The 12,523-nt window shown below is 30.4% G+C and carries 14 protein-coding genes and 1 pseudogene; 11 read left to right on the plus strand and 4 right to left on the minus strand.

Translation table 11 applies throughout. The features are described 5' to 3' along the window. Positions 1-123 (plus strand): annotated as a pseudogene (locus P8K68_RS08150) (IS1595 family transposase); the annotation flags it as partial. A 309-nt stretch (positions 124-432) separates the two neighbouring features. Here the strand turns inward: P8K68_RS08150 and P8K68_RS08155 are convergent. The 3 genes from P8K68_RS08155 to P8K68_RS08165 all read right to left on the minus strand — a co-directional run bounded on the left by P8K68_RS08155 (position 433) and on the right by P8K68_RS08165 (position 2,819). Continuing rightward, the gene (locus P8K68_RS08155) at positions 433-1,293 is read right to left on the minus strand and encodes an OmpA family protein (protein WP_300249386.1); all 861 of its coding nucleotides are present in this window, start codon (positions 1,291-1,293) and stop codon (positions 433-435) included. 93 nt (positions 1,294-1,386) lie between these two features. Continuing rightward, positions 1,387-2,376, minus strand: a complete 990-nt coding sequence (locus P8K68_RS08160; RefSeq protein ID WP_300249388.1) for a glycosyltransferase family 2 protein — start codon at positions 2,374-2,376, stop codon at positions 1,387-1,389. Then, the gene (locus tag P8K68_RS08165; protein WP_300249391.1) at positions 2,373-2,819 is read right to left on the minus strand and encodes a type I restriction enzyme HsdR N-terminal domain-containing protein; all 447 of its coding nucleotides are present in this window, start codon (positions 2,817-2,819) and stop codon (positions 2,373-2,375) included. Before P8K68_RS08165 ends, P8K68_RS08160 begins: the two co-directional genes overlap by 4 nt. A 61-nt stretch (positions 2,820-2,880) precedes the next feature. Between P8K68_RS08165 and holA the strand changes: the two genes are divergently transcribed. Continuing rightward, the gene (gene holA / locus P8K68_RS08170) at positions 2,881-3,885 is read left to right on the plus strand and encodes a DNA polymerase III subunit delta (RefSeq protein WP_300249394.1); all 1,005 of its coding nucleotides are present in this window, start codon (positions 2,881-2,883) and stop codon (positions 3,883-3,885) included. 9 nt (positions 3,886-3,894) lie between these two features. After that, the gene (gene ung / locus P8K68_RS08175; protein WP_300249396.1) at positions 3,895-4,560 is read left to right on the plus strand and encodes a uracil-DNA glycosylase; all 666 of its coding nucleotides are present in this window, start codon (positions 3,895-3,897) and stop codon (positions 4,558-4,560) included. Positions 4,561-4,736: 176 nt separating this feature from the next. Here ung and P8K68_RS08180 read toward each other — a convergent pair whose 3' ends face one another. Next, positions 4,737-4,913 carry a hypothetical protein gene (locus tag P8K68_RS08180; RefSeq protein WP_300249399.1) on the minus strand — a complete coding sequence of 59 codons (177 nt, stop codon included), beginning with the start codon at positions 4,911-4,913 and terminating at the stop codon, positions 4,737-4,739. Between the two features lie 349 nt (positions 4,914-5,262). Here P8K68_RS08180 and P8K68_RS08185 point away from each other — a divergent pair, with 349 nt between their 5' ends. The 8 genes from P8K68_RS08185 to P8K68_RS08220 all read left to right on the plus strand — a co-directional run bounded on the left by P8K68_RS08185 (position 5,263) and on the right by P8K68_RS08220 (position 12,482). Beyond that, the gene (locus P8K68_RS08185) at positions 5,263-6,102 is read left to right on the plus strand and encodes a 1,4-dihydroxy-2-naphthoyl-CoA synthase (protein WP_300249477.1); all 840 of its coding nucleotides are present in this window, start codon (positions 5,263-5,265) and stop codon (positions 6,100-6,102) included. Further along, entirely contained in the window at positions 6,102-7,010 is a 909-nt protein-coding gene (menA, locus tag P8K68_RS08190) for a 1,4-dihydroxy-2-naphthoate octaprenyltransferase (protein WP_300249401.1), read from the plus strand. The genes P8K68_RS08185 and menA overlap by 1 nt, the downstream gene beginning before the upstream one ends. 30 nt (positions 7,011-7,040) lie before the next feature. Further along, on the plus strand, positions 7,041-7,718 hold the full coding sequence (locus P8K68_RS08195; protein ID WP_300249403.1) for a metal-dependent hydrolase: 678 nt from the start codon (positions 7,041-7,043) through the stop codon (positions 7,716-7,718). Positions 7,719-7,829: 111 nt separating this feature from the next. Then, positions 7,830-8,519 carry a DUF2490 domain-containing protein gene (locus P8K68_RS08200; protein WP_300249405.1) on the plus strand — a complete coding sequence of 230 codons (690 nt, stop codon included), beginning with the start codon at positions 7,830-7,832 and terminating at the stop codon, positions 8,517-8,519. A gap of 31 nt (positions 8,520-8,550) precedes the next feature. Beyond that, complete coding sequence (locus P8K68_RS08205) at positions 8,551-9,315, plus strand: carbonic anhydrase family protein (protein ID WP_300249407.1); 765 nt, start codon at positions 8,551-8,553, stop codon at positions 9,313-9,315. An 89-nt stretch (positions 9,316-9,404) separates the two neighbouring features. After that, positions 9,405-10,439 carry an o-succinylbenzoate synthase gene (locus tag P8K68_RS08210; RefSeq protein ID WP_300249410.1) on the plus strand — a complete coding sequence of 345 codons (1,035 nt, stop codon included), beginning with the start codon at positions 9,405-9,407 and terminating at the stop codon, positions 10,437-10,439. A 1-nt stretch (position 10,440) separates the two neighbouring features. Continuing rightward, on the plus strand, positions 10,441-11,403 hold the full coding sequence (locus P8K68_RS08215; RefSeq protein WP_300249413.1) for a CPBP family intramembrane glutamic endopeptidase: 963 nt from the start codon (positions 10,441-10,443) through the stop codon (positions 11,401-11,403). A 5-nt stretch (positions 11,404-11,408) separates the two neighbouring features. After that, on the plus strand, positions 11,409-12,482 hold the full coding sequence (locus tag P8K68_RS08220) for an AMP-binding protein (protein ID WP_300249415.1): 1,074 nt from the start codon (positions 11,409-11,411) through the stop codon (positions 12,480-12,482). The last annotated feature ends 41 nt before the right edge of the window (positions 12,483-12,523 follow it).

The raw sequence follows: 12,523 nt of genomic DNA on the forward strand, positions 1-12,523 counted from the left end.
CATAAAATTAAAGGAAAATATCTCCAATTATACTTAAATGAATTCGTCTATAAACTAAATCGTAGATATTTTGGAGACCAACTCTTCGATAGGCTTGTTATTGCTAATATCACAGGATTATGACTTATAAAGGATATTCAAAAGTAAAATATTTAAAAATTAGATCAATAGCTATAAAGACGAAGTCAGCAACTAACAAATAAAATACTATTTTATTAGTGGTTGGGTTCTTTGTGAAATTTTTGTCTATCATAAATAAGTACAATCAATGTGAAAAAATAATCTCTTTTTTATTAGAATATAATTAAAATGGAGATAATATGCATTATTTAATAGATTAAATTGCTTTTAATTAGAGTTTAATACATAATAATTTGGCAAAAAAAAGCCCAATCGTTTCGATTGAGCTTTTTAATGTATTTTGAAAATTTATTAGTTGTTCCCAGCTGCTAAGTTTTTCATTTCTTTTTCAATCATATCATAAAACTGATCGATTTTTGGAAGTATTACAACACGTGTACGTCTGTTTTTTGCTCTGTTTGCAGCAGTATCATTATCTGCTAAAGGGACATAAGAACTACGTCCAGCAGCAATTAATTGCGAAGGGTTTACATCAAGACTTTGTAATACTCTAATAATAGACGTAGAACGTTTTACGCTTAAATCCCAGTTGTCAATTAACACCCCTTTATTATATGATTGACTGTCTGTATGACCTTCTATCATAGCTTCAAAATTTGGCTTGCTATTTATAACTTTAGCTACTTTAGCTAATACATCTTTAGCTCTAGAGCTTACATTGTAGCTTCCACTTTGGAATAATAATTTATCTGCTATAGAAATAAATACCACACCTTTTTCTACACTAACTTCAATATCAGGGTCATTAATTCCCACTTCGCGTTTTAAACTTGTTACTAAGGCTAAAGTAACACTGTCTTTTCTTGAAATAGCATCTTGTAATCTTGTGATTTTTAAATCTCTTTCTTGAAGTGATTCTAAAGATTTTTCAAGGTTTGTTGCACCTTTTGATGTTAATTCGGTTAAATCTTGAGAACTTTTTATTAAAGCATCGTTACTTTTTCTCATATCTGTAAGTTGCTCTCTCATAGCTTCAACACGTGCATTTGAAGCAGCAACATCTGATAAGCAAGTGTTTAATTTTACAGTTGCAGAGTTAAGTAAATCTTGAGTTTCTTTTTGTTTTGCTTGAAGATCTGTGTATAATTTTTTAGATACACAAGAACTTAGTAAAAGCATTGCAGAGACACTAAGTAATAGGATTTTTTTCATAATTATAATTAAGGATTAATTTCTAAAATGTAATAACAAAAATATATAAAAATCAGTCGTTTTTAACATTTTAACAAAACTTTTACTAACTAGTTATAAACTTTTGTATTTGGTTTTTCTATTTACGAAATAATCGAGCACTATAGATGTTCTGGTGTAGTACTTTATTTTATTTTTTATAGATTGTCTTTGGGTTAAAATATGCTTTAAGTGGTAGTAATAACTAAAATGTGCTTTTAAGATAGCCAATGTATGTTTTGGTTTAAATTCAAGTAAAAATTTTAATGATACAATACCATCTAAAATGAGGCGTACAAAAATTTTTCCGAGAATAAACCCATTAGCGTTTTTAGTTAAAGCTATTAAACTATTCCTGAAATTTAAAAAGGTTTTTTTTGGGTTTGATTTTTTTAGTGTGGCTCCACCAACGTGGTAAATTTCAGAAGCTCCAACATATTTTATGGAGTAGCCTAAGTTTTTTGCTCGCCAACATAAATCTATTTCTTCCATGTGGGCAAAAAAGTACTCGTCAAAACCATTTAATCGTTTGAAGATGTCGTTTTTTATAAATAAACATGCGCCCGTTGACCAAAAAATTTCGATAGTATCATTATACTGACCTTGATCTTGTTCTAGTGTATTAAAAATTCTGCCTCGGCAGTATGGATATCCGTATTTATCAATAAATCCTCCAGCTGCACCAGCGTATTCAAAATAATCTTTTTTGTTATAATCTAATATTTTAGGCTGGATTATTGCCGTGTTTTTATCGTTATTAAAAGTTTTAATAATAGGGTTTAGCCAGTTTGATGTAACTTCTACATCACTATTTAAAAGGCAGAAAACATCAGCCTTAACACTTTTTAAAGCATCGTTATAGCCTTTTGCGTATCCGCCGTTTTCTTTGTTTTGAATGATTGTAATGCTAGGGTAATTTGATTTTATGAAAACTATTGAATCATCTGTTGACGCATTATCAGCGACATAAATATCAGCATCTTTTGAGTGTTGTATAACTGAGGGTAAAAACTGTTCTAAAAGTTTTTTACCGTTCCAATTAAGTATGATTATGGCTAATTTCATAAATTATATTCAGGTATATCTTTTAAAAACTGATAGCGTTCATTTTTAAAATCCATTTGGCAATAATAATGATTTAATCCATTGGTTACCATTAAGTAAGTAGCATTTAATTCCAAATTATAACGTGCTATTTGATCAAACGTATTTTGATTAATATTAATTTTTGGTGCTTTACATTCTACAATAAGATGAATACTACCATCCGAATTGAACACCACAATATCATAACGTTTTTTTAAGGTGTTTATAGTCAGCTCTTTTTCAATATTAATTAAAGATTTCGGATAACCCTTTTCTTGAATTAAAAATTGAATACAATGTTGACGCACCCATTCTTCAGGTTGTAAAACGATAAATTTTTTACGTATCGTATCAAAAATGGAAACTTTATTTTCGCTATTTTTGAATCGGAAGTTATATGTGGGGAAATTTAAATTTTGCACCTCACAAATTTATCATTATAATGTCACTTCAAGTGATTTTCATAGAAATTTTTATTAGGATTTGGACGAAGTCAAACAATTAGTTAACGATATAAAAAATAAAAACCTTAAGCCTATTTATTTTTTAATGGGAGAGGAGGCTTATTATATTGATAAAATATCTGATTTTATTGAAACTACTGTGTTGGCAGAAGAGGAACGTGGTTTTAATCAAATGGTTTTATACGGGAGAGATGTCTCTGTAGATGATATTATTGGGAATGCAAAGCGTTATCCTATGATGGCGGAATATCAAGTTGTTATTGTAAAGGAAGCACAAGATTTATCTCGTACTATTGAAAAATTGGCTAAATATGCTCAAAATCCACAGCCTACAACAGTTTTAGTGATTAATTATAAATATAAAAAAATTGATAAACGCAAAGCTTTATATAAAACACTTAAGAAAACAAGTGTCGTTTATGAAAGCAAAAAGCTTTATGAAAATCAAGTAGCCGATTGGATTCGACGTGTTTTATCACCCAAAAAATATACTATTTCGCCTAAAGCTGCACAAATGCTTGTTGAATTTTTAGGAACAGATTTGAGTAAAATTAATAATGAGTTAGAAAAACTTCAAATTATTTTACCTGAAGGGACTCAAATTTCACCAGATCATATTGAAGAAAATATTGGTATAAGTAAGGATTATAATAATTTTGAATTACGAAAAGCTGTTGGAGAACGTAATACGCTTAAAGCTTATAAAATAGTTCATTATTTTGCTGATAACCCAAAGGATAATCCTATGGTTGTAACGGTATCCCTGCTATTTAGCTTCTTCTCTCAACTGCTTCATTTTCATGGATTAAAAGATAAATCTCCTAGAAGTGTAGCTTCTGCTCTAAGAGTGAATCCTTATTTTGTTAATGATTATATAACTGCAGCAAGAAACTTCCCAATGCGAAAAGTGAGTACCATTGTTTCTACGTTGAGAGAGTTTGATGTAAAAAGTAAAGGTGTAGGATCAAATTCTGTCTCTCAAGGGGATTTACTTAAAGAATTGCTAGTAAGAATTTTTAATTAGTAGAATTTGATGCCTATTGATATTCATGAAAGTTGGAAGCCTTATTTAAAAGATGAGTTTAACAAGCTATATTTTTTAGACTTAATGCGATTTGTTGATTCTGAATATAAATCTCATAGTTGTTTCCCACCTGAAAATCAGATTTTTAATGCTTTTAATCATTGTCATTTTGAAGATGTAAAGGTTGTTATTATAGGGCAAGATCCGTATCACGGACTAAGACAAGCACATGGTTTGTGTTTTTCTGTTAACGATGGTGTAAGGCATCCGCCTTCGTTAATAAACATTCTTAAAGAAGTAGAATTTCAGTTAGGTGTTTCATATCCAAAAAGTGGAAATTTAATGCATTGGGCTAACCAAGGTATTTTATTATTAAACGCCACCTTGACTGTTAGAGCTCACGAAGCTGGGAGTCATCAAAAAAAAGGTTGGGAGGTTTTTACTGATTCGGTAATAAATACTATAAGCAACGAAAAAGAAAATGTTGTGTTCTTGCTTTGGGGGGGGTATGCAAAGAAAAAGATTAAGTTAATTGATACAAATAAACACCGTGTTTTAAATTCCGGACACCCATCACCTTTAAGTGCTAATAGAGGCTATTGGTTTGGTAATAATAATTTCTTAGAAGCAAATAGGTATTTGGAAAGTAAAGGGCTAAAACCAATTAAATGGTAGATGACTTTTACGGTTTTTCTGTTTTTAACATGCACATGTTAAAGAAAAAAAAATACAAAAAAATTACAGTAAAGAAACAAACAGAATAATAATGTTACATTAATTAAAAGTCTTAAAGTTAAAATTTCAGACATAAAAAAATAATTATAACCATAACCCTCTATAAAAAAACAAACTTAACTTCCGGTAGGAGCAAGTTTTTCTGAAGTTTGAGCCATAGTGATACGTGTTCTTAAAACAACAGGCTTTTTATTGATTTTTGTTTTTCTAACCGTTTTATTACAGCTAAATTTTAACAATAATAAATTGAAAGTTACAAGACTAAAAAGGATAAGAGTAATTGTTAATAACATAGGCATTGGAGTTTAAATGTTCGACAAAATACATTTATTTTCGTTTAAATGCAATTTTTTGTCAAAAAAATGTTAATATCTTCTCATAACAATCACAAAACTAATAAATTATAAGTTATCCACAATACATACTAATACCTATTTTTGGAAATTTAGTATATACTCAATGTTTGAGATATAAAATTGATATTTTACAAAAAAAATGTTTTTTTATTTAGAATCTAACTTTATACTAATAGTCTTAAACTCTTTTTGTTATCAAAGTAATCTCTGATTTAATAAAAGTTTTTCAAAATCAAATCGTTCGTTTGCTTAAATAAATTTATTTTTGAATAAAATAAAAACGCACATGAATGAACCTGAATGGGTAACGACTAAAGAATATCAAGATATCACTTACAAAAAGTCTAATGGTGTTGCAAGAATAGCCTTTAATAGGCCTAATGTAAGAAACGCATTTCGTCCAAAGACTACAAGTGAATTATACGATGCTTTATATAATGCCAATGAAGATGTTAATATTGGAGTTGTATTATTATCTGCAGAAGGGCCTTCATCTAAAGACGGGGTTTATTCTTTTTGTAGTGGAGGAGATCAAAAAGCAAGAGGACATCAGGGTTATGTTGGAGAAGATGGTTATCATCGTTTAAATATTTTAGAAGTTCAGCGTTTAATTCGTTTTATGCCAAAAGCGGTTATTGCCGTAGTACCAGGTTGGGCCGTTGGAGGAGGACATAGTTTGCACGTCGTTTGCGATTTAACACTTGCCAGTAAAGAACATGCTATTTTTAAACAAACTGATGCCGATGTTACAAGTTTTGATGGCGGTTATGGTTCTGCTTATTTAGCTAAAATGGTGGGACAAAAAAGAGCTCGTGAAATTTTTTTCTTAGGAAGAAATTATTCTGCACAAGAAGCTTATGATATGGGAATGGTTAATGCCGTTATTCCTCATGATGATTTAGAACGTACAGCCTATGAATGGGCTCAAGAAATATTGGCAAAGTCTCCAACCTCTATAAAAATGCTTAAGTTCGCTATGAATTTAACTGATGATGGCATGGTAGGCCAACAAGTTTTTGCTGGTGAAGCAACTAGATTAGCTTATATGACCGATGAAGCAAAAGAAGGTAGGGATGCTTTTTTAGAGAAGCGTAAGCCTAATTTTGATAAAAAATGGATTCCATAATGCAAAATATATCAAATTGGATTTCTGCAATGCGCTTAAGAACCCTACCACTTTCAGTAGCTGGTATTATTTTAGCGGCATGTTTAGCACATTATAATGGAGTTTTTAAATGGCATGTATTTGTTCTTGCTATACTTACTACACTTAGCTTTCAAATTCTTTCCAACCTAGCAAATGATTACGGCGACGGAGTAAAGGGAACTGATAATGAAGATAGAATTGGCCCACAACGCGCCATTCAATCTGGTAAAATTTCACCAAATGAATTAATGAATGCTATTAAAATAAACATAGTATTATCAATTATGTTTGCTTTTGCTCTTGTTTTTTCTGCCTTTGGTGTAAAGCATTTTTTTCTAACTTTATTTTTCTTCTCATTAGGTATAGGTTCAATTATTGCAGCCATTCGATACACTATGGGAGAAGACGCTTATGGGTATAAAGGTTTTGGCGATTTTTTTGTGTTTGTTTTTTTTGGTTTAGTAAGTGTTATTGGTTGTTATGTTTTATTCGCTAAACAAATTGATCATATTACAATATTGCCAGCAATTACTATAGGGTTGTTAAGTACCGCAGTATTAAACCTTAATAACATGAGGGATAGGTTATCTGATAAAAAGGCTAACAAAATTACGTTAGCTGTTAAATTAGGTGAAAAAAATATAAAACTGTATCATAATATATTAATCGTATTAGCCATTTTACTTTCAGGGCTGTTTGGTCTTTTGTACTACACATCGCCTTATAGTTTAATTTTTATTATCACTTATATTCCTTTACTTCTTCATTTAATTAGAGTAAATCGTAATTTAGATCCTAAATTATTAGATCCTGAACTAAAAAAATTGGCACTAACAACTGTACTTTTAGCTATATTAATAGGCGTTGGGCATTTATTGCCTTTTTAGTAATTATTTAATCTTAAAAATAATTGTTTTATGAAAATAACATTTTATGGACATGCAAGCTTAGGTATTCAGATAAAAGATATTAATATTCTTGTCGATCCATTTATTTCTCCAAACGAAAAAGCATCGCACATTGATGTGAATACACTTAAAGCAGATTATATTTTAATTACTCATGCGCATCAGGATCATATAGTAGATGTTGAAGCTATTGCAAAACGGACAGGGGCGATAGTCATTTCTAACTTTGAGATAGTAAACCACTATGGTAAATTAGGAGTTGAAGGACACCCCATGAATCATGGTGGCAAATGGGATTTTGAGTTCGGCACTGTTAAATACGTAAATGCCATTCATACTTCATCATTTCCAGATGGAAGTTATGGCGGACAACCAGGGGGCTTTGTAATAGAAGGAGAGCATAAAAATATTTATATCGCTGGCGATACGGCTTTAACTTTTGATATGAAGTTAATACCACTTCAAACAAAATTAGATTTAGCGATTCTTCCAATAGGTGATAATTTTACCATGGGAATTGATGATGCTATTTTAGCAAGTGATTTTGTTGAATGTGATAAGGTATTAGGGTATCATTTTGATACATTCGGTTATATTGAAATAGATCATGAAATTGCAAAGCGAAAATTCTTCGACAGAGATAAGGATTTGATGTTATTATCCATAGGAGACTCCATAGAATTATAAAATCTTAAATAATTTAGTTTGCTTATTTCATCATAATTAAAAATGATGAACGAGTTGTTATATCTATAAATAATAGTGTTACTTTTAATATTGAGATTAAAACATTCGAATATGAAATTTAAGCTATTAATATTGTTAGTGTTTGTGTCAATATTGTTTTCTGAAGCACAAGTGGAACAATCTAAAACTGGCGCATGGTATATGTATTTTTTCAATAATCAATTTGAAAATAGCCAATTTGGAGTTCAAGGCGACTTGCAATACAGAAATTGGAATACCATTGGAGATTTAGAGCAGCTTTTAATTAGAACAGGACTAACATACACGCCTAAAGATGTTGAGGTTTTATTGACTTTTGGAGTAGCAAATATTACTACTGGAGCTTTTGGTGATAGTAATGACACAACAAACGAAACAAGACTATATCAAGAAGCTTTAATTCCTCAAAAAATAGGAAATAGAGTGTATTTGAATTATAGATTTAGATATGAGCAACGTTTTATAGAAAATCAAGATTTTAGAACAAGGTATCGCTATAATATTTTTATGAACATACCAATAAATAAAAAAGACCTATCAAAAAATGCTATATATACTGCTTTCTACAATGAATTGTTTATTAATGGTCAAACAAACATTGGAAATGATAGAAGTGTGGAGTTATTTGATAGAAATAGAACGTATTTAGGATTGGGGTATGTTGTAAAACCGGGACAACGATTTCAACTAGGTTGGATGAATCAAAAAACGGTAAGCTGGGGTAAAGGACAACTTCAGTTAAGTTTTCACCATAATTTTTAACATTGAGTATTAACAATTAATATATATCGCTATGAAAACGAGTTTAAAAATTTTAAGTATTGTATTATTATCTTATGGATTAATTTCCTGTGAAGGGTATAAAAAAGAAACTACAACAATGAGTCAAGAGGGAACTAAAACGAGTATAGAAAAGCCTATACAAAGTATTCTTACAGCAGAAGAACAAGCAGGTATGACACCAGATGAGATTATTGGTAGATTAAAAAAAGGGAATGAGAATTTTGTAAATAATAACCTTACGCAACGAGACCATTCAGCGCAGCGTCGTAAGGCAACAATCGGTCAGTATCCAAAAGCGATAGTATTATCTTGTGTTGATAGTCGAGTTCCTGTAGAAGATGTATTTGATTTAGGTATTGGTGATATTTTTGTTGCTAGAGTTGCTGGTAATATTGAAAATAGAGATATTGTAGGTTCTATGGAATTTGCTTCAGCAGTAGCTGGATCAAAAGTTATAATCGTTATGGGACATACGGCTTGTGGTGCCATAATGCATGCAATTGATAATACAGATGCTGCATCAATGAATATGAATGCCTTAAATGATTTACTTAATGAAATAAAACCCTCTGTAGAATTAACAGAAACGAATGGAGAAGTATCTTCAAAAAATGTGGCATTTACAAACAGTGTTATAAATAATAATGCTATTAAAACCGTTGATGATATTAGAAAAATGTCACCAGTAATGGCTTCTTTAGAGGAAGAGGGAAAAATTAAAATAATAGCAGCTGTTTATGACATGGAAACAGGTAAAGTGAAATTTATTGAATAATATTAGTTTAGTTAGTTAGAAAAGTAGGCATCTAAAATTTAACAGATGTCTACTTTTTTTTATATACAATGCGTATTTTTGAAAAAATTATGAAAGCAACCTACAAAAAGCACATTCTAAACTTCAAACAAGCTAGTGGGACATCTAGAGGTGTGTTAAAAACTAAAGAAACTTGGTTTTTAATTTTAAATGCAGAAGAAAAAAAAGGGGTTGGTGAATGTGGACTTTTTAGAGGATTATCTATAGATGACAGACCAGATTATGAAGACAAACTTAAATGGGTTTGTAAACATATTGATTTAGGTTTAGAGAAATTATTACCAGAATTAATAGAATTTCCAAGTATTCAATTTGGATTAGAAATGGCTTTCAAATCTTTAGAAAGTGAAGATTTATATAAATTGTTTCCTTCAAAATTCACTAAAGGAGAAGATTCAATCTCTATTAATGGTCTTATTTGGATGGGAAGCGAAAGGTTTATGAAACAGCAAATTTCTGATAAAATCAAAGCTGGATTCAATTGTATTAAAATGAAAATTGGTGCAATCGATTTTCAAACGGAAATTAACCTTATTAAATCTATTAGAAATCAATTTTCTTCAAATGATATAGAAATACGTGTTGATGCCAACGGCGCATTTCATCCATCAGAAGCTTTAGAGAAATTAAAAACGTTATCAGATTTTGATTTACATTCCATTGAGCAACCTATAAGGCAAGGACAAATAGAAGCTATGGCCTCACTTTGCGAAAACACACCACTACCTATTGCTTTAGATGAAGAATTAATTGGTGTTTTTTCTGTAACAAAAAAGGAAGAGTTGTTACAAATGATAAATCCACAGTACATTATTTTAAAACCAAGTTTAGTTGGAGGTTTTGCAGGTAGTGATACTTGGATAAATTTAGCTGAAAATCAAAAAATTGGATGGTGGATTACAAGTGCTCTAGAAAGTAATGTGGGCTTAAATGCTATTGCTCAATACACCTATATAAAGCAAAGTAATTTGCCTCAGGGATTAGGTACAGGTGGGCTGTTTACTAATAATTTTGACAGTCCATTACAAGTAAAAAACGGTACATTGCAGTACAATAATTTAAATAATTGGAAATTTAATTTATAACATGGATTACATACAACAAGCATATAAGGGATTACATGAATCATGGAGATATTTATTAGGAGTTGTCATTATATTTTCTGCGTGGCAATTAATAGGAATGATTCCTTTAGGTGCCATGTTAGTTTTAAAAATAATGGGAGATAGCGCTGTTGGAATGCCAACAGATATTCCTCAAATGATAGACTTACTTGGCAGTAATTTATTTTTATTCCTTATGTTACTCTCTTTTGCTTTTGGATTACTAGGCGTCTTTTTTACCTCAAAAGTATTACATAAACAATCTATAAAAACATTAACTACTTCAAGAAAAAAAATGGATTGGAAACGTTTTTGGTTTATATTTTTTTTATGGGGTGTTGTATCAAGTAGTTTTGTGTTATTTGATTATTATCTAAGTCCAGAAGATTATGAAATAAATTTTAATCTTCAACCCTTTTTAATTCTCGCAGCTATTGGTATTCTTTTGATTCCTTTGCAAACTAGTTTTGAAGAATATTTTTTTAGAGGGTATTTGATGCAAGGTTTAGGAGTCGTTTTTAAGAATAAATGGCTACCATTATTAATTACCTCTTTAGGTTTTGGTTTAATGCATATTGCAAACCCAGAGGTAGATAAGTTAGGACCCGTTATTATGGTTTATTATATTGGTACTGGATTGTTTTTGGGTATCATCACTTTAATGGATGATGGTTTAGAGCTAGCCTTAGGGTTTCATGGAGCCAATAATCTATTTACAGCATTATTAGTAACAGCAGATTGGACTGCTTTTCAAACAGATTCTATATTAAAAGATTTATCAGACCCATCCGAAATGGGTTTAGCAGAAATATTCGTGCCTGTTTTTATTGTGTTCCCAATACTTCTTTTTATTCTTTCAAAAAAATATAACTGGAGCAATTGGAAAGATAAACTTTCAGGAAAAGTCGTTGAACCATCAAAAGAAGATTATAAAATTTTAGATTAAATACTATGACACCAAATTATAAAAATGTACACTTAAGGTTTAAGTTAGATAATTTAAATTATAAGTATGATGACCTTATGGAAATTGCCTATAGTTACATTAAAGAGGGTATGCCTTATCAGCAAGAACTAGGGAATTTCTTATTAGATTGGTTAGATGAAAAAGATTATGTGATTGTAAAAACCTCAGGATCTACAGGGAAACCAAAGAAAGTAAAAATTAAGAAACAAGCTATGGTAAATTCAGCTATAGCTACAGGAGATTTTTTCAAATTGAAGCCTGGAGATAAAGTTTTGCATTGTTTACCTTCAAACTTTATTGCTGGTAAAATGATGATTGTAAGAGCCATCGTTCTGGGACTAGAATTAGATATGGTTGAACCTGCAGCATTGCCATTAATAGATTACGAAAAAGATTATGTGTTTTCTGCTTTTACACCCATGCAACTCAAAAATTTCGCAAATTATTTGCAGAACATAAAAACAGTAATTGTAGGTGGCGGTCGTGTTTCAAAGGCTATTGTCGATTTAATACAAGATAAAAAACCTAACGTTTATGAAACCTACGGCATGACAGAAACCGTTTCGCACATTGCGGTTAAAAAACTAAATAATTTTTCAGGATTGGAAGAAGAAATGTTTTTCACAACATTACCGGGAATCAAAATATCTCAGGATAATAGGGGCTGTTTAGTGATTGAAGCTCCAAAATTATCAAACACTAAAATAGTAACTAACGATATTGTTGAAGTAAAATCTGATTCTAGTTTTGAGTGGCTTGGTCGTTTTGATAATGTGGTAAATTCAGGTGGAATTAAATTGTTTCCAGAACAAATAGAAAGTAAAATTCAGGATAGAATTAAAGGAGAATTCTTTATAGCTGCAAAAGCTGATGACACGTTAGGAGAAAAACTAATTTTAGTAATTGAGGGCGATAAAAGAACTATTGATAATTCAATTTTCGATGTTTTAGATAAGTATGAAAAGCCAAAAGAAATTAAATTTATAACTAAGTTTAAAGAGACGACTTCAGGTAAAATTCACCGTAAGAAAACTTTAGAAGCATTAAATCTAGTCTAAGATCTACTTTGTTTTAAGTCTTAAAACACTAATTAAAAATA

The sequence above is a fragment of the Algibacter sp. genome (assembly GCF_029245835.1).
Lineage (GTDB): Bacteria > Bacteroidota > Bacteroidia > Flavobacteriales > Flavobacteriaceae > Algibacter_B.